Raw genomic sequence first — 16,629 nt, 5'->3', positions numbered from 1 at the left:
GTCCGGTCCGGCGGTCCCTGCCCGTCCCGCCCGCCGCCTCCCGGCTACGTCGGCGCGCTGACGACACCGAGCTGGCGCATCACCGTGAGATTGTCGTTGTAGTCGTGCTCACGGTAGATCCTGTCGTCGCGGATCTCCATGACGTTGCAGTAGGGCATCTCCACGGACCGGCCCGTCGCGGGGACACCGGGCATGTCGTTGCGGTGCACGCCGCGCATCGTCGCCTCCATCACGGCGACGTCGCCCATCTCCAACTGCCGGTCGATGTCGATCTCGAAGCCGGGAAACGCCGAGGTGTACATCGAGATCTTCTCGATGCTTCCTTCGGCGTCGTGCTCGGCCCCCTCCTCGTCGGTGAAGACGTAGTCCGGGTGGTAGAGCGCCCTGATCCGATCGAAGTCGGCCGCCTGAATGGCCTCGAAGTACTCTCGCTGGATCTCGGTGGCCCGTCCCATGGGCGGTCCCCCCTCGGGTGCGCGGTGGGCGCGGAGCGCGCTCTCCGACGGCTTCCGGCGATCGGACCGAAGGGCCGCGCGGGGACCGTGTCCGCCTACCTCAACGATGGCACAAGGCGCCCGGCGGTGCCGCTGAAAAGCCCTGTGAACTGCGACGATGGCCGATTGCGGTCACGTTCGGCGGGCCAGGAGGTAGGCCTGTGGCACGCTCTCGCCCGGATCGGGCTCACGGACCGCGCGGACGCGGACGGACAGCCCGGCGGCCTCCAGCAGAGCGGCGACGTCGTCCGGCCGGAGCCGCTGAAAGTCGAGGGAGACCTCGTGGCCGAGCGGCCGCTCCAGGTACAGGGGCTCGTCCCCGACCTGGAAGGCGAGCATGAGGTGCCCGCCCGGGGCCAGCACCCGGTGGAACTCCGCGAACGCCTCGGGCAGCCGGTCCGGGGGCATGTGGATGATCGAGTAGTAGGCCAGGGCGCCGCCCACCGAGCCGTCGGACAGGTCCAAATCCAGGATCGAGCCCACCTCGAAGCGCAGGCCGGGGTGGTCCCGCCGGGCCACTTCGACCATCGCGGGGGAGAGGTCGACTCCGAACACCGGCAGGCCCAGGTCGCGCAGGTAGGCCGTCACACGGCCGGACCCGCACCCCAGGTCGGCGACGGGGCCGGTCCCCGACGCCCGCACGAGTTCGGCGAACACGCCCAGCATCGCCCGGTCCATCGGCATCGCGTCGAGCGCGTCGCGGAACCGGTCGGTGTAGTCGGCGGCGAAGGCGTCGTAGAACGTGCGCGCCCGGGCCAGGAAGTCGGGTGGGGTCACGGTCGAGAACCCTACTCGGGCGCGGGGCCGGGTGCCCGTCCGGCCGCCTTTCGGCCGTCCCGAAGGGCGAAGACGTCACCTGCCCGGAAATAGCGCCAGCCGTACTTGCTGCGGAAGGACTTCACATCGGCGAGGCGGCCGTCGCGCGCCCACGCCCGCAGGGTCGAGGGGCAGACGCCGATGACGGCCGCCGCCTCGCCGTTGCTGAAGTACATGTCCGGGTGGGTCTCTTCCAGGAAGCTGATTTCTTGTTCGTCCATGAAGCCAGCATCAGGATCGTCACCGCCATTGCGCCATGAACGAGCGTCTATCCCCAAAGTAAGGGTGCGCAATTCAATATCGAGCTACGCTTTCACTATGACGCAACGCTTTCCCCAGCACCTCACCAAACTGCGGGTTTTGTCCGGATTGTCGCAGCGGCAGCTCGCATCCCGGGCAAGAGTCTCCCCATCTGCGTGTTGTCGCTGGGAGAAGGGCGAAGTCGTTCCCAGGCGCGGGCACGTGGAGAACCTCGACCGGGTACTGAACGCCGAAGGGCGGCTCATCAAGACCTGGCAGCGGGACACCACGGATGGATCGCTGCCGTCCTTCATGCAAGATGCCGGATTACTTCAGGCGGAGGCGATCACGATTGACTTCGTGTCCCCCGTGCTGGTGTCCGGATTGGCCCAGTGCCCCTCCTACGCGCGCATCGTCTTCCGTGAGGCGAATCCGACCCTTCCTGGCGCGGCCATTGAACGACTGGTCACTGCCAGGTGTGCGCGATTGGCGTATCTGAGGAAGCGCAACAATCCCATGGTGACGGCCGTATTTCCGGAGAGCGCGCTCACCTGGCCCCCGGAGGCTGTGCGCCGCGAACAGGCCGAACACCTGCTCGCGCTGATGGACGACGAACGCATGCGCATCCACCTGGTACCGAGCGGGTCCGTGCTGGTCGGAGTAACGTCGCCGCTCTTTCTGGTGAAGCTGGTCGACGGAGGGCGGGCGGCTTCGAGCGATCACGTCAGCGGTAACGTGATCATCGAGGATTCAGAGGACTTCGAGCGGCTGTCCGAACTGGTCAAACGCGCCTTGGGTGCCTCCCTCCCCGAAGGTCAGTCCCGGAAAGTACTGGAGGATCTACTGTGAGTGGCTGGCACAAGTCCAGTTGGTCGGACACCGGTGGACATTGCGTGGAAGTGCGTGAGCACACGGCTGGTGCCGATGTGCGCGACACGCAGAACCGGAACGCCGGTCACCTGTCCTTCTCACCCGTCGAATGGGCCGCGCTGGTGGCCACGGCCGCGCGCTGACCCGGACACCGCCCTCGCATCGGGAGGGCCCCGCCGGAACACGTCCGACGGGGCCCTCCCGCAGGGGGTGTCTCTCCTATGATGCGGCTCGCGAGGGGATCGCGTCCAGGGAGTCATCCTTGGTCTCACGGCTGAGCAGCAGCGCGACCAGTGTGATCACGCCGACCAGCACCAGGTACCCGCCGACCCAGTTCAGGCCGAACCGGCCCGCCAGCCACGTCGCGATGTAGGGGGCGAACGACGCCCCCAGCAGGCCCGCGACGTTGTACGACACCGACGCACCCGTGTAGCGGACGTTGGTCGGGAACAGCTCCGGCAGCTGGGCGGCCATCGGACCGAAGGTCAGTCCCATCAGCGACAGCCCGATGATGAGGAAGGCCAGCACGCCGACCGTGCTCCCGCTGCCCATCAGCGGGCCCATGGCGAAGCCGAACACGATGATGGCGACGGTCACCGTGATGAGCGTGGGGCGCCGGCCGAACCGGTCGGCGATCAGGCCGGAGATCGGCGTGAACAGCGCGAAGAACAGCACGCCGATGAGCAGGAACACCAGGAACTGGGACCGGTCGTAGCCCAGCCCGTTCTCGGCGTCGGTGCCGAAGCCCAGCGAGAACACGGTCATCAGGTAGAACAGCACGTATGTGGCGACCATGATCAGCGTGCCCAGCACGACCGCGACCCCGCTGGTGCGGAAGACCTCCACCATCGGCGCCTTGACCCGCTCGCCCGAGGCGATCACCTTGGCGAAGGCCGGGGTCTCGTGCAGTGTCAGGCGCACCCACAGCCCGATCGCGATGAGGAGCGTCGAGAGCAGGAACGGCACCCGCCAGCCCCACGCCAGGAAGGTCTCGTCGCTCATCGTCTGGGTGATGGTCAGGAACACGCCGTTGGCGAGGAAGAACCCGATCGGCGCTCCCAGCTGCGGGAACGTGCCGTAGAACGCGCGCTTGGCGCGCGGGGCGTTCTCCGTGGCCAGCAGAGCGGCACCGCCCCACTCACCGCCCAGTCCCAGCCCCTGGCCGAACCGGCACACCGCCAGCAGCACGGGGGCCGCCACGCCCACCTGGGCGTAGGTGGGCAGCAGGCCGATGCCCACGGTCGCGATACCCATCGTCAGCAGCGACGCCACCAGGGTCGCCTTGCGGCCGACGCGGTCGCCGAAGTGGCCGAAGACCCACGATCCGACCGGCCGGGCGACGAACGCGATCGCGAACGTGGCCAGCGACTGCAGCCGCGCGGCCATCGCGTCGCCCTCGGGAAAGAACAGGAGCGGGAAGACCAGGACCGCGGCGGTCGCGTAGATGTAGAAGTCGTAGAACTCGATGGACGTGCCCACGAGGCTCGCCGTGAGGACCTTGCGTTTGGGATTGGTCGGCGGCTGCGCCGGGTCGGCGTGTGGCCGATCGGGCTCCGGCGTGGCCGAGGCGACGTCCTCCGCGGTCATAGGCGTTCTTCTTCCCAGCTCAGACTTGGTCGTTCCGCTGGATCCTAGCCCTGTTTCACACTATGTGGGACGTCTGTCTCAGAAAATGGACACCTGGGGTGGTCGGGACCTTCCGCCCGATCGGCCCGCGGGCACGGCGGTCCCGATGCCACGGGGGTCGCGGCTCCGGTTCCCGCCGAGGCAGTGTGGGACGCCTCACGCGAGTGCCGTGTCACGGACCGCCCTGCCTGCCTCGTCCTCCGTTGCGAAGGCGTCCATGAAGGCCGCCGCCACGCGGAAGGGACCAGGATTTCCATGACCCACCGACTGCTCGTCCTCGGGGCCGGCTACTCCGGACTCGCGGCCGCCCGCCGCGCCCACGACATCGCCCGGAGCGAGCGCGCCGACGTCACCGTCACGCTCGTCAACGCCACCCCGTACTTCGTCGAACGCGTCCGTCTGCACCAGGTCGCCGCGGGCCAGGACGTCGGCGTGCACTCCCTGGCCGAGGCCCTGGAGGGCACCGGCATCGATCTGGTCGTCGCCCAGGTCGAGGACGTGGACCCCGACGCCCGCTCGGTCACCGTGCGCGGCGACCGGGGGCCGCGCACGCTCGGCTACGACTCGCTCGTCCTCGCGCTGGGCAGCTCGGCCCGCGCCGGAGGCGTCCCCGGCGCCGACGACCACGCCCTGGCCATCGCCGACCTGGACGGCGCGCGCGCCGTCGCCGACCGGATCGCCACCGACCGGCCCGAGCGCGTGGTGGTGGTCGGCGGCGGGCTCACCGGCATCGAGGCCGCCACCGAGATCGCCGAGTCCCACCCCGGCATCGCCGTCGAACTCGTCACCGGCGGCGAGGTCGTCCCGAGCGTGGGCGCGCGCGGGCGGGCCCACGCGCGCCGCGTGCTGCACCGGCTCGGCGTGGTCCTGCGCGAACACGCGCGCGTGGAGGAGGTCGACGCCCGGGGCCTGGTCCTGGCCGACGGCGGGCGCGTTCCGGCCGACCTCGTGGTGTGGAACGCCGGGTTCGGCGCCTCCGGCGTGGCCGCCGCGATCGGACTGGCCGTCGACGACGACGGCCGCGCGGTGGTCGACGGCTCCCAGCGCTCGCTCTCGCACCCCGACGTGCTCGTCGTGGGCGACGCCGCGCACACCCGGGGCGCCGCGGGAGAGCCCCTGCGCATGTCCTGCGCGATGGGCCTGCCGATGGGCTGGAACGCCGCCGGGACCGTCCTCGGCGCACTCACCGGGCGCACACCCGACACCGCGCCGTTCGGCTACCTGCTCCAGTGTGTGAGCCTGGGCCGCCGTGACGGTCTCGTCCAGTTCGTGCGCGCCGACGACAGTCCGCGCGCGTTCCTGCTCACCGGACGCACGGCCGCGCTCGTCAAGGAGTACATCGTGGCCGGGGCCTATGACAACGCGCGCACCGGCGGGCAGGCCGCGGTGAACCTGCGCCTGGTCCGGGGCGTGGCCCGGCGGTACCTGCGCCGGAAGGGCGCGCCGGCCGACGCGGGTCAGGGGCGGGCGACGTCCACGGGAGCTTCCAGCGGGGTGTCCCGAGGCGACGCCAGGAAGGGCCGCATGACGCGCTCGGCCAGCGGTGTCGACGACAGTCGCAGGGCCTGACGGCGGACGAACAGGCGGGCGGGCGTGGCGGGGACGAACCACCGCGCCAGACTGCGTCCCGCCCGCTGCTTGGCGTCGATGACCGGCTTGACCCGGCCCTCGTAGCGCCGCAGCGCGGCCGCGATCTCCTCGGCCGCGCCCGCGCCCGCGCCCGAGCCGGTGCCCGCGCCGGCCACGCGGCCCAGCTCCCGGCCCAGGACCTCGGCGGCGGCCACCGCCATGCTCGCCCCCTGCCCCGCCATCAGCGAGACCGCCTGGCACGCGTCGCCGACCAGGACCACGCGCCCGTCGGACCAGCCCGGCATGAGGATCTGCTCCACCTCGTCGTAGTACGGCCGGGGCGGGCAGGCCGCCAGCAGCCGGGGCACCAGCCAGCCCAGGTCCCCGTGGACCTCGCGCAGCCGTGCCTGCGGGTCCTGCGGCAGCGAGCCGTCCGGCGACAGGTGGCACAGGAATGCGGCCCCGGCCGTGTCGGACAGGCGGTACATCCCCGCCTGGACGCCGGGGGCCTCGACCGCCTGGAACTCGTTCGCGAGCACCGCCATCAGCTCCGGGTCGGTGAACACGTAGGCCGCCGCGTGCGCCCCCAGGTAGCGGCGGTAGCGCGACTCCGGCCCGAACACGAGCCCGCGCGTGCGCGAGTGGATCCCGTCGGCCCCCACGAGCACGTCGGCGCGCTCGGTCGCACCGTCGGTCAGCACCGCCGTGACGCCCTCGTCGTCCTGGTGCACCTCCTCGATCCCGGTCCCGTACCGCACGTCGGCCTCCGGCCCCAGCGCCTCGCGCAGCACGCCCTCCAGGTCGCCGCGCAGCAGGGTCAGGTAGCGTCCGCCGGTCACCCGCGCGGGCACCGACGAGTCGATGCGTGCGGAGTGGCGGCCGTCGGCCCTGCGGTAGCGCAGCGCGTTCAGGCCGAGCCCGTACTCGTGGACCCGCTCGCGCAGGCCCATCCGCTCCAGGGTGTCGTAGCCGGGTCCGAAGTAGTCGATGACGTAGCCGCGGTCCAGGGTGCCGTCGGCGGCCTTCGGCGTGTCCAGGGCGGCGAGTCCGGTCGCGGGGGAGGGGGCCGGACCCCGTTCGACGACCGTGGTCTCCCAGCCCTCGCGGCGCAGCCACCACGCTGTGGACAGACCGGCGATGGCGCCGCCGATGATGATCGCTCTCACCTGGTGTCTCCTTCGGGTGCGGGCGCCGCGAGCAGGCGGCGCAGGGGTTCGAGGTAGGCCTCGGCGGGCGGGACCGGGCCCAGCGCCCGGTGCAGGACCACGCCGTCGAAGAACGCGCACACCAGTTCGGCGGCGGCCTCCGGCTGCCCGGTCCCGTGCTCCCGCAGCCACGCGGCGATCGAGTCCCGGGTCTCGATGACGATCCGGGCCATGACCGCGTGCAGCTCGGGGTCGCGGGTCGCGGCCAGGTAGGCCTCGGTGACCAGGACGGACGCTGGGTCGTCGCCCTGGAACTCATCCATCTCCCGCAGCGCGGCCACCACCCCCTCCGCCGGGTCGGATATCGCGGTCATGGCCGCGAGCGGGTCGGAGAGCACGTCCTCCAGGACGGTCGCCACGGCGGCGCGCAGCAGGGCGGGCAGTGAGTCGAAGTGGTAGTGGACGAGTCCGGGGCGCACCTGCGCGCGGGACGCGACCAGCCGGGTGGTGACCGCGTTCCACCCCACCTCGGGGATCAGTTCGACGGCCGCGGCCAGCAGCTTGGCGCGGCTGGAGCGCCCCCGCTCGGCGGAGGTGGCGGCCGTCTGGTCTTGGTCATTCGCCTTGGTCATATGACCAAACTAGGGGCACACGGCGGCGAAGGCAAGGGGTAGGGGTGTGCGGTGCGGGAGAGGGAGGGAGCCGGGGATCGGTGGCGGGCGGAGGGAGCCCGGGGAGGCGGACCGGTGGCCGCCCTGGTCAGCTCGGGCCCAGGGCTCCCGGGCCCAGGACCGCCGGGTGCACCACGCGGGTGCAGTTGTCCCGGAACCGCTTGACGAGCTCGCCGTTGGGGCGGTCGCTGCGCTCGACCCACTCCCGGGCCGCCTCGTCGCTCGCCCCGCCCGAGAGCTGCCGCAGGCGCAGCCGCTCCTCGCGCACCCGGTCGTCGGCCTCCACGTACCACAGCTGCGCGAACAGTCCCCGCAGCCGCCGCCAGGGCTCGTCGTCACTGGCGAGGTAGTTGCCCTCGGTCACCACCAGCACGGTGTGCGGGTCCACCACGTGCCGGGCGGCCACCGGCTCGTGCAGCCGGCGGTCGTAGTCCGGGACGTAGACGGGGTGGTCCGCCTCGGCGAGCAGGCGCCGGACCAGCGCCACGTAGCCGTGCGCGTCAAAGGTGTCCGGAGCGCCCTTGCGGTCGCGGCGGCCCAGGCGGTCGAGCTGGGCGTTGGACAGGTGGAAGCCGTCCATCGGCAGGTACCCGGCGGACCCCGCGCCCAGGTGGTCGTTCACCCGCGCCACCAGGTGGCGGGCGAGCGTCGACTTGCCCGCTCCGGGCGCTCCGGTCAGACCGAGGACCGCGCGCCGCCCCGGGCGGGCCGCGGCCTCGCGTGCGATCCGGAGGGCTTCGGCGGCGAGCGAGTCGGACATGGGCCCGAGCCTACGCGCTGCGGCCCGCGAGGCGAAGCCCGTCGTACCGTGACGCCCCCGCGTCCATGGCGGCGCCCCGCCGGGCCGGGGACGGCACCCGTCGTACCGGGACGGTCCCGCGCTCGGGGCGCTCCGCCCAGGCCGGGGACGTCGCCCAGCCCGCGGCCGGAGCGGGATCCGCCGCGCGGCGAATCCCGCCCCGACCCTGGGATCAGGGCGCGTGGCCGACGTGGGCCAGAGCCTGACGCAGCAGCACCCCCTGGCCGCCGGTCATCTCCTCGATCACCTTCGGGCTGGCCGCCTCCTCCGGCGTGAACCAGATCAGGTCCAGGGCGTCCTGGCGCGGCTGGCAGTCGCCGGAGACCGGCACGATGTAGGCCATCGCCACCGCGTGCTGGCGGGGGTCGTGGAAGGGCGTGACGCCGGGAGTGGGGAAGTACTCCGCGACGGTGAACGGCTGCGGTGCGGTCGGAATGCGCGGCAGCGCCACCGGTCCCAGGTCCTTCTCCAGGTGCCGCAGGAGGGCGTCGCGCACCCGCTCGTGGTAGAGCACCCTCCCCGAGACCACGGAACGGTTGAAGCTGCCGTCGGGCGCGGCCCGCATCAGGAGGCCGAAGTGGGTCGCCTGCCCGGTCTCGTCCACCCGCACGGGCACGGCCTGGACGTAGAGCACCGGCATGCGCCCGCGGATGTTCTCCAGTTCCTCGTCGGAGAACCAGCCGGGCTGGGTGTCGGCGGTGTCGGTCATAGGGTGCGCGGCGGAGCGTCCGACGGCACGCGCCCCTGGCGCGGCCGGGATGCGGCCACCGCTCCCTCCCTTCGATCGGTCGGCGTCCCTGTGGGACCAGTCTCCCGCCCGTGGCGGACGGGAGCGCACGGTGCCCTACCGCTTCTACCGCACACCGGTCGGCCCACGCACGGTGCGGGCGCGGATCCGAGTGTCCGAGAGGAGTGGTGACCGCCAGGGGTAGGGCCCGGGCGGGCGGCCACGAACGGGATGTCGGTCCACGGCGAGATTTCGGGCGGTTTTCGCACCGAAAGCCTCCCCGAACCTCCCTGGAGAGGTTACGATCTCGTACGCGGTTGCGTAGTGGACAGGTTACGTCCGGTGAGAGGTGGTTCCGAGTGGCACGCGATGCCCGGTTCTCTGCCCAGGAACGTTCCCCCTGTACAGGTGTCACCGTGGTACCCGTCCACGGCGAGGTCGACCTCGCCACGGCCGACCGGATGCGCGATCGGCTCCTGCGAGCGGCGTACGACTCACGGTGCGACTGTCTGGTGGTGGACATGTCCGGGCTGGAGTTCTTCGACGCGAGCGGCGTGCGCGCCCTCGTCTCCGTCGCCAGGATCCTGTGGGCCCAGGAGCGGCACACGGTGCTCGCCGAACCCTCGCCCATCGCCGAGCGCGTCCTGACCGCGCTCGACATGGGCCGGGTCTTCGAGATCTACCCGCTGCTGGAGATGGCGCTGACCCACACCAGCGGCCTGCGGGTGGACAGCGACCCCATCGCCAACAACCCGGTGCCCTGAGGCCCGAGCCGGGGGCCGCCGCTCACACCGCGTCCGGCGTCTCCCGGCCATCACCGCCGCCCCCTTCGTCCTCGCGGACCAGGAACGGCGCCAGCAGGTCGGGCACGGCCGCGTCGGCCCAGGCCAGACCCTGCCCCAATCCCACGTCCCTGGCCGCGTACATGCCCTGGCCCGCGGCGGTCGTGGCCGCCACGTCGGCCAGAGCCATCCGGCGCTGGAAGGGCGAGCGGGTGATCCGCCAGCCGATCACCGCCGACCGCTCCAGCGCCACGGTGTCGCGCGCGGCCATCCCGCTGCGCACCACCAGGAAGCGCGGGTGCACCCCGTGGCCGAGCCCGCGGTAGGACCCCACCGCGTACCAGAACGCCACCACGGCGACCAGCACCGCCAGGAACGCCCAGCCCCAGCTCGGCGTCGTCTCCACCGCACGCGATGCCAGCGGCACCGGGATGATCTCCTCCTCGATCCGGTGGACCGCGTCCCACCACGCCTGCGTGGCGAGCGTGTGCAGCCAGGCCAGCGCGATCGAGGCCGCCACTCCCAGCAGGGTCACCACGCCGGCCCGGGTGAACCGGCGGCGCAGCGCGGCGCGCGGGTGCCGGGCCAGGGGGGCGTCCAGGGGCGAGTCGTCCTCCTGGAGCAGCGCCGCGGCCAGCGCGCGGGCGCGCCCGGTCGGCATGGGCGGGGACAGGCGGCTCTTGGCGCTGGTCTTCTCGTCGTCGGCGGCGGCCAGACCGGTCGCCACCGCCCGCACGTCCGCGCCGCCCACCGATCTCAGCACGAACGGCTGGTGCAGGGTGACGCCGTTGAGGCGGCGGCCCTCCACCGACAGCGACACGCTCGTCAGCAGGCCGCGGCGCAGACGGACCGAGCCGTCGGCCTCACGGGTGAGCCGGTAGTTCCACCAGGTCTCCACGGCGACGGCGGTCAGCACGACCACGCCCGACAGCAGCAGGACGAGGAGGGACACGGGCACCACGACCATCAGCCGGGTCATGACCATCGAGGCGAGCTCCTCGGTGGTGGGCAGGTTCGCCTGCTCGGACACCCACTCCCAGGCCCAGCCGCCGGTCTGGGCGTTGAAGCCCACCACCGCGGCGATGAAACCCACGCCGATGCCGAGCGTGGCGGTGGTCGCGGGGGCGTAGGCGAACCACGCCCGGTTCAGCCTGGCCAACTCGACCTCCCCGGTCTCCCCGATCTCCTCGGAGCCCTCGGCGGACGCGTCGGCGCCGGCGGCGGCCGCTCCCCGGGCCACTCCGCGCAGGAGCAGTTCACGGCGCAGCCGCTCGCCCTGCTCCGCGGTCACGTAGAGCAGCTGGAGCTGGTCCGAGCCGCCCTGCTCGCCGGTGCCGACCGTGACCGAGCACAGGCCGAACACGCGCACGTAGATCGGCGCGTTCACGTCCACGCTGCGCACGCGCTCGCGGGGGATGGAGCGGTAGGCCTTGGCGATGACGCCCGAGCGCATCTCCACGCGTTCGGAGGTGACGCGGAACCGGGTGGCGCGCAGGCGCAGCAGGTCGATGGAGGTGAAGAACGCCAGGAACGCGATCGTGCCGGGGATCGGCGCCAGCGCCCACCAGGGCAGAGGGGCGAAGAGGGCGATCGCCACGGTGGCGATGACGGCCGAGGGGACCATGAAGAACCCGGCGGCGACCGCACCGGCCCACACGCTCAGGGGGTGCAGGCCCTGCCAGTCCCCGGCCGGCCCGCTCTCCGGAGCCGGGTGGTCCTGCGCGGCGGGCCCGGGCCCCGCGGGAGCCGTGGGGGGCCCGGGTTCCGCGGGAGTCGGGGGAACCGCGGGAGCCGGGTCCTGGGCCGGGTCCTGGGCCGACTCCTCGGGGCGGATCTCGTCGGGGCCGCTCATGTGGCGTCTCCCTCCGTGGCCTGGGTGGTCTCGGTGAGCTGGTCGGCCACCCGGGTGGCCAGTGCGTGGTCGAGCCCGGAGATCGCGATCGGACCGGCCGCCGAGGCGGTGGTCACGGTCACGCTCGACAGGCCGAACACGCGCTGGAGCGGGCCGCGCGCGGTGTCCACGGTCTGGATGCGCGACATCGGGGCCACCCGCCACTCCTGCCACAGCCAGCCACTGGCGGTGTAGACGGCGGTGTCGGTGACCTCCCAGCGGTGGACCCGGTAGCGCCACACCGGCATCGCCACGGTGACCAGCAGGCCGACCCCGCCGATGGCGGCGGTGGCGGGGACGAGCCAGGGGCGCGCGGGTTCGAAGATGACGGCCGGGACCGCGGGCGCGGCGGTCAGGACCACGGTCACGGCCAGTGCACGGGTGGCCCACCACAGGATCGCTCGCCGGTCCACGCGGTGGTGGGGTGGGCGCAGTCGCAGAGCGTCGGTGCTCATCGCGTCCGCCTCTCTTCGTCGTCCGGGCCCGGAAGCGGGCCGCCTCGTAAAAGTGATATCACAATGCTATTGTCGTGTCATCACCACGAGAGGACGGTAGAACCGATGAGCGAACCCGAACCGACCATCACCCCAGCTCCGCGGTACCGGGAGCGCGCGGCCTTCGGCTACGACGGGATTCCCGTGGCCGTGGCGTGCGCGGTGCTGACCCTGGGCGGGGCCGCCCTGGCCCTCCTGCCGATCCTGGGCGCCCCCGTCCTCCTCGTCCCGGTGGGCGTCGTGCTCGCCCTCGTGGGCGCGGTGCCGGCCCTGGGGCTCACGATGGTCGCGCCCAACCAGGCCCAGGTCGTGCAGTTCTTCGGCCGCTACGTCGGCACCATCCGCACCGACGGCCTGCGCTGGGTCAACCCCTTCACCGTGCGCAACTCGGTCTCCACACGCATCCGCAACCACGAGACCTCCGTCATGAAGGTCAACGACGCCGCCGGCAGCCCCATCGAGATCGCCGCGGTCGTGGTCTGGCAGGTCCAGGACACCGCCCGGGCGAGCTTCGAGGTCGACGACTTCGTGGAGTTCGTGTCCATCCAGACCGAGGCCGCCGTCCGGCGCATCGCGGGCGAGTACCCCTACGACGCCCACGGCGAGGACACCGAGCTGTCCCTGCGCGACAGCGCCGACGTCATCACGGAGAAGCTCGCCAAGGAGGTCGCCGACCGCGTCGAGGCGGCGGGTGTGGCCATCGTGGAGTGCCGCTTCACCCACCTGGCGTACGCGCCCGAGATCGCCCACGCGATGCTCCAGCGCCAGCAGGCGGGCGCGATGATCGCCGCCCGTCAGCAGATCGTCGAGGGCGCCGTGGGGATGGTCGACCGCGCGCTGGCCCGGCTCTCGGACGAGGAGGTCGTGGAACTCGACGAGGAGCGCAAGGCCGCGATGGTGAGCAACCTGCTTGTGGTGCTGTGCTCCGACCGCCCCGCCAGCCCCGTCGTCAACACCGGGACCCTGTACCAGTAGCCCTCGGGGGTGCCAGTGTCCGATCGCAAGAAGGTGCTGCTGCGGCTCGACCCGGCCGTCCACGACGCGCTCGCGCGCTGGGCGGGGCAGGAGCTGCGCAGCACCAACGCCCAGATCGAGTTCCTTCTGCGCCGCGCGCTGGACGAGGCGGGGCGGATGCCGAAGGACGCCGGGGGGATGCCGCGCCGGGGACGGCCGCGCAAGAAGTCCCCGGAGACGGACGAGAACGGTGCCTGACGGTGCCGGGCGACCTTGTGCGAGGTCGCCCGGCACCGCCGGGCGCTGCTACGCGGTGGCCTCGTCGGACCCGCCGATGTGCGTGCGCCAGTCGCCCGCGCCGACCAGCCAGTGCGGGACGATCCGCAGGGGGAAGGGCAGGTCGGTCTTGAAGACCGCCTCGCCGGAGACCGTGGCCGCTTCCCGGTACCCGCCGTCCTCCAGGCAGAGTTCGGTGATGCTCGGCAGGTCGCGGTCCGGGTTGATGATCCAGTACGAGGGGACGCCGAACTCCTCGTACTCGCGCCTCTTGGTGTGGTGGTCGCGGATGGCGCTCTCGGGCGAGACCACCTCGACCGCCAGGAGCGGCGGCCTGGTCAGATAGGGGCTCTCCTCGTCGGCGGCGCGCAGCACCGCCAGGTCGGGGATCCGGTGGTGGGTCCGGTCGCCGTTGACATTGATGCCCGGGGCCGCGACGACCTCGAACTCGCCCGGGGCGAGGACACCGAGGTGTATGGCGAGCCGGGACTCGACCCGGCTGTGCAGGAAGACCGGTGCGGGTGACACGTCAAGCCGCCCGTCGACCAGCTCGTAGCGCCGTCCGTCGTCCGGCATCCGCCTGAGGTCGTCCACGGTCAGCGGGCGCTCCGCTTCGGGATCCGTCTTGCCGGTTGTCATGAGAGTCATGATGCCTCCTCGATCGCATGGTGGCCAGTCTTCCGTGACTCTCCGTGTCAGGGGAGGGAATCCGGATATTCGTGAATATGTGGCGGGCCCGTTCACTTCCGGTCGGCGACCTTTTCCCGGGTTCCGGCGCGGGTAGGCCTATGGGAGCGGGTCCGCGCCCCTCCGGAACCCCCTCCGGTGCCGAGCCCCGCGGGAGGTGAGCGCCGGTGCCCGGCCACATCGAGTTCGAGACCACATTCAGCGTCGGTACCGACGCCGTCCTGCCCGACCTGGCCGATCTGGCGCCCGGCGGCATCGAGCGGCGCTCGCACGAGCTGGACGCCACCTACTTCGACACCGGGGACCTGCGCCTGGCCGCGCGCCGCGTCACCCTGCGCCGCCGCACCGGCGGCACCGATGCCGGCTGGCACCTGAAGGTCCCGTGGGGCGAGGGCGCCAAACGCGAGTTCCACGTTCCCCTCGGATCGGACCCCGACACCGTCCCCGGCGAACTGGCCGACCTCGCCCGTGCCGCCGCCCGCGGCGCGGCGCTGCGCCCGGTCGCGCGGATCGCCACCCGGCGCACCGAGTCCGCGCTGTTGGACGCCGGCGGGACCCCGCTCGTCCTGGTCGCCGACGACACGGTCACCGGCGAGGCCGTCGGCGCCGCCCCCACCACCTGGCGGGAGGTCGAGGTCGAACGCGCCGACGGGGACAGCGCGCTCCAGGAACGCGTCGGCGAGCGCCTGGCCGCGGCGGGCGCGGTCCCCTCCGCGACCGGGAGCAAGCTGCTGACCGTGCTCGGCGACCGCGTACCCCGGCCCGTGCCCCGCCCCTCCGGCGACACCGCGGGCGAGGTCGTACGGGCCTACCTCTGGGACCAGGTCGAACACCTGCTCGCCCACGACCCTCCGGTCCGCCTGGACGAACCCGACGCCGTGCACCAGATGCGCGTGGCCACCCGCCGCCTCCGCGCGGTGCTCCAGGTCTTCCCCTCGGTCCTGCGCCGGGACGCCACCCGGCCGGTGGCCGACGAGCTGCGCCGCCTGTCGGGCGTGCTCGCCCCGGCCCGCGACCTGGAGGTCCTGCGCGAGCGCTGCGAGGCCTGGCTCGACACTCTCCCGGAAAGCGCCGCCGGACACGGGCTCACCGGTACCTGGCTCGCGGCGGTCGACGACCACCGCGCCGTCGAGGCCCGCCGCATCGCCCAGGAGCTGGCGGGCACCCGCTACCTCGCCCTGCTGGACGCTCTGGACGCACTGCGGACCGGACCCCCGCTGACCGGGCGGGCCGGTGAGCGGGCGCGCACCGTTCTGGCCGACGACCTCACCCGGGCCTGCCGCCGGGCGGCCGACGCCCGCGACCACGCGACGGCCGCCCGGGACGCCGACACACGCGTCACCGCCTGGCACGAGGTCCGCAAGGCCGCCAAGCGCACCCGCTACGCGGCCACGCTCGCCGCCCCCGTCCTGGGCGGGCCCGCCAAGCGGGTGCGCTCGTGGGCGAGCCGTCTCCAGGAGGTCCTGGGCGAGCACCAGGACGGGGTGGCGCTGCGCGGCTACCTGGAGGAGCACGCGCCCGCACTGGTCGCGGCGGGCGACGACCGGGACGCGGTCCTGGTGACCCTGGGCGCCCTGGCCGGGGCCGAGGCCGGCAGGGGCACGGCGCTCATCGAGGAGGCGGCGCGGGCGTGGTCGGCGGGCCCCGACCCGCGCGAACCCCTCGCCGCGCATACCCGGCGGCGTGCTGGGTAGGCGCGCCCACAAGGCCGGTGGCGTGCGCGTTCACCGGTACTGGGGGTGCGGGGCCGGCCGCCGCGCCGGGTTCGTCGTCCTCGGGACATCGCCGCCCGGACCCTTCGCTCGCGCGCGAACCTCGGGACAGAGCAGGAGGTACGTCATGATCGCCTACCAGTCACTGGTCGACCACGTCACCGCGCACGAGGGCGTCGGCGACGCGGAGGAGGCCCGGCGCGCGATCGGCGCCGTCGTCTCCGTGGTGGCCCCCCGGATCGCCCCCGACACCCGCGAGAAGCTGCACGCGGCACTGCCTCCCGCGCTCCAGCCCGCGGACCAGGAGGGCGCCGCCGAGACGGGGGCGACCGACTCCGGCGACGTCGCCCGGCGGGTGGCGCGCGAACTCGACCGCCGGCCGGAGCGGGGCCTGTACCTGACCGGTGTCGTCCTGTCGGAGATCGCCGAGTCCAGCCCGGACCTGCGCGAGGAGCTGGCCGCCTCGCTGCCCGACGAACTCGCGGCCTGGGTCACCGACCCCGTGGGCGCGGCCGGCCGCTCCGACACCGGTGAGTCCGGCGCGCCGAGCCGGCTCGACGAGGACACACTGCGCGCCGCCATGGGCAGGCTGCCCGACTGGGAGGGCGACACCCACGGGCTGACCAGGACGGTCCGCCTGCCCTCCGACCGCGTCCGTCCGCTCGTCGACGCGGTCGAGCGGATCAGCCGCGACCTGGACCACGGGGTGCACCACGAGGTGACCGACGACGGTGTGGCCTTCACCGTGCGGACGGCCTCGATCAAGGCCGTGACCACGCGCGACATCGAGTTGGCCGAACGCATCGAGCAGGCGGTGGCCGAGGTCGGCTCGGGGGGCCGCCCCGGGCCGTGACCCGTGCCCGCGTTCGGGTCCGC

The 16,629-nt window shown here is 73.0% G+C and carries 19 protein-coding genes; 8 read left to right on the top strand and 11 right to left on the bottom strand.

The window, feature by feature from the left end; translation table 11 throughout:
• Positions 1-44: 44 nt before the first annotated feature.
• The 3 genes from HNR10_RS00655 to HNR10_RS00645 all read right to left on the bottom strand — a co-directional run bounded on the left by HNR10_RS00655 (position 45) and on the right by HNR10_RS00645 (position 1,531).
• Entirely contained in the window at positions 45-455 is a 411-nt protein-coding gene (locus HNR10_RS00655) for an ester cyclase (RefSeq protein ID WP_179819980.1), read from the bottom strand.
• Between the two features lie 171 nt (positions 456-626).
• Entirely contained in the window at positions 627-1,271 is a 645-nt protein-coding gene (locus tag HNR10_RS00650) for a class I SAM-dependent methyltransferase (protein WP_179819978.1), read from the bottom strand.
• An 11-nt stretch (positions 1,272-1,282) separates the two neighbouring features.
• A complete protein-coding gene (locus HNR10_RS00645) occupies positions 1,283-1,531 on the bottom strand; it encodes a MerR family transcriptional regulator (protein WP_179819976.1) in 249 nt (82 codons plus the stop codon).
• A 97-nt stretch (positions 1,532-1,628) separates the two neighbouring features.
• Between HNR10_RS00645 and HNR10_RS00640 the strand changes: the two genes are divergently transcribed.
• Both HNR10_RS00640 and HNR10_RS00635 read left to right on the top strand, forming a co-directional pair.
• Positions 1,629-2,399: a helix-turn-helix domain-containing protein gene (locus tag HNR10_RS00640; protein ID WP_179819975.1), complete on the top strand. Its 771-nt coding sequence runs from the start codon at positions 1,629-1,631 to the stop codon at positions 2,397-2,399.
• Positions 2,396-2,563 carry a DUF397 domain-containing protein gene (locus HNR10_RS00635; RefSeq protein ID WP_179819973.1) on the top strand — a complete coding sequence of 56 codons (168 nt, stop codon included), beginning with the start codon at positions 2,396-2,398 and terminating at the stop codon, positions 2,561-2,563. The genes HNR10_RS00640 and HNR10_RS00635 overlap by 4 nt, the downstream gene beginning before the upstream one ends.
• 76 nt (positions 2,564-2,639) lie before the next feature.
• On the opposite strand, the gene HNR10_RS00630 is transcribed toward HNR10_RS00635, so the two are convergent.
• On the bottom strand, positions 2,640-4,007 hold the full coding sequence (locus tag HNR10_RS00630) for an MFS transporter (protein WP_179819971.1): 1,368 nt from the start codon (positions 4,005-4,007) through the stop codon (positions 2,640-2,642).
• A 294-nt stretch (positions 4,008-4,301) separates the two neighbouring features.
• Between HNR10_RS00630 and HNR10_RS00625 the strand changes: the two genes are divergently transcribed.
• On the top strand, positions 4,302-5,615 hold the full coding sequence (locus HNR10_RS00625; protein ID WP_179819969.1) for an NAD(P)/FAD-dependent oxidoreductase: 1,314 nt from the start codon (positions 4,302-4,304) through the stop codon (positions 5,613-5,615).
• Here the strand turns inward: HNR10_RS00625 and HNR10_RS31890 are convergent.
• The 4 genes from HNR10_RS31890 to HNR10_RS00605 all read right to left on the bottom strand — a co-directional run bounded on the left by HNR10_RS31890 (position 5,504) and on the right by HNR10_RS00605 (position 8,939).
• Positions 5,504-6,781 (bottom strand): FAD-dependent oxidoreductase, encoded by a 1,278-nt coding sequence (locus tag HNR10_RS31890; RefSeq protein ID WP_179819968.1) that lies wholly within the window; start codon positions 6,779-6,781, stop codon positions 5,504-5,506. The two genes, HNR10_RS00625 and HNR10_RS31890, sit on opposite strands and share 112 nt — an antisense overlap.
• Positions 6,778-7,392, bottom strand: coding sequence for a TetR/AcrR family transcriptional regulator (locus HNR10_RS00615; RefSeq protein ID WP_179819966.1), 615 nt, complete (start codon positions 7,390-7,392; stop codon positions 6,778-6,780). Before HNR10_RS00615 ends, HNR10_RS31890 begins: the two co-directional genes overlap by 4 nt.
• A 127-nt stretch (positions 7,393-7,519) precedes the next feature.
• Complete coding sequence (locus HNR10_RS00610; protein WP_179819964.1) at positions 7,520-8,191, bottom strand: nucleoside/nucleotide kinase family protein; 672 nt, start codon at positions 8,189-8,191, stop codon at positions 7,520-7,522.
• Between the two features lie 211 nt (positions 8,192-8,402).
• Complete coding sequence (locus tag HNR10_RS00605) at positions 8,403-8,939, bottom strand: NUDIX hydrolase family protein (RefSeq protein ID WP_179819963.1); 537 nt, start codon at positions 8,937-8,939, stop codon at positions 8,403-8,405.
• 377 nt (positions 8,940-9,316) lie between these two features.
• Here HNR10_RS00605 and HNR10_RS00600 point away from each other — a divergent pair, with 377 nt between their 5' ends.
• Positions 9,317-9,721 carry an STAS domain-containing protein gene (locus HNR10_RS00600; protein WP_179819961.1) on the top strand — a complete coding sequence of 135 codons (405 nt, stop codon included), beginning with the start codon at positions 9,317-9,319 and terminating at the stop codon, positions 9,719-9,721.
• Between the two features lie 22 nt (positions 9,722-9,743).
• Here HNR10_RS00600 and HNR10_RS00595 read toward each other — a convergent pair whose 3' ends face one another.
• Together HNR10_RS00595 and HNR10_RS00590 are read right to left on the bottom strand one after the other, a co-directional pair.
• Entirely contained in the window at positions 9,744-11,591 is a 1,848-nt protein-coding gene (locus tag HNR10_RS00595; protein WP_179819959.1) for a PH domain-containing protein, read from the bottom strand.
• On the bottom strand, positions 11,588-12,085 hold the full coding sequence (locus HNR10_RS00590) for a PH domain-containing protein (protein ID WP_179819957.1): 498 nt from the start codon (positions 12,083-12,085) through the stop codon (positions 11,588-11,590). The genes HNR10_RS00595 and HNR10_RS00590 overlap by 4 nt, the downstream gene beginning before the upstream one ends.
• A gap of 105 nt (positions 12,086-12,190) precedes the next feature.
• On the opposite strand from HNR10_RS00590, the gene HNR10_RS00585 reads away from it, so the two are divergent.
• Both HNR10_RS00585 and HNR10_RS00580 read left to right on the top strand, forming a co-directional pair.
• A complete protein-coding gene (locus HNR10_RS00585) occupies positions 12,191-13,099 on the top strand; it encodes an SPFH domain-containing protein (protein ID WP_179819955.1) in 909 nt (302 codons plus the stop codon).
• Between the two features lie 15 nt (positions 13,100-13,114).
• Positions 13,115-13,336, top strand: a complete 222-nt coding sequence (locus HNR10_RS00580) for a hypothetical protein (RefSeq protein ID WP_179829448.1) — start codon at positions 13,115-13,117, stop codon at positions 13,334-13,336.
• A gap of 48 nt (positions 13,337-13,384) precedes the next feature.
• Here the strand turns inward: HNR10_RS00580 and HNR10_RS00575 are convergent, their stop codons facing one another.
• Positions 13,385-14,002: a Uma2 family endonuclease gene (locus HNR10_RS00575; RefSeq protein WP_179819953.1), complete on the bottom strand. Its 618-nt coding sequence runs from the start codon at positions 14,000-14,002 to the stop codon at positions 13,385-13,387.
• Between the two features lie 206 nt (positions 14,003-14,208).
• On the opposite strand from HNR10_RS00575, the gene HNR10_RS00570 reads away from it, so the two are divergent.
• Together HNR10_RS00570 and HNR10_RS00565 are read left to right on the top strand one after the other, a co-directional pair.
• Positions 14,209-15,735, top strand: a complete 1,527-nt coding sequence (locus HNR10_RS00570; RefSeq protein WP_179819951.1) for a CYTH and CHAD domain-containing protein — start codon at positions 14,209-14,211, stop codon at positions 15,733-15,735.
• Positions 15,736-15,880: 145 nt separating this feature from the next.
• Positions 15,881-16,606, top strand: a complete 726-nt coding sequence (locus HNR10_RS00565; protein ID WP_179819950.1) for a DUF2267 domain-containing protein — start codon at positions 15,881-15,883, stop codon at positions 16,604-16,606.
• Positions 16,607-16,629 lie beyond the last annotated feature (23 nt).

It is taken from the genome of Nocardiopsis aegyptia (assembly GCF_013410755.1).
Lineage (GTDB): Bacteria > Actinomycetota > Actinomycetes > Streptosporangiales > Streptosporangiaceae > Nocardiopsis > Nocardiopsis aegyptia.
The sequence above is the reverse complement of the archived record's forward strand: the minus strand, read 5'-3'. Positions and strand labels throughout refer to the sequence as shown.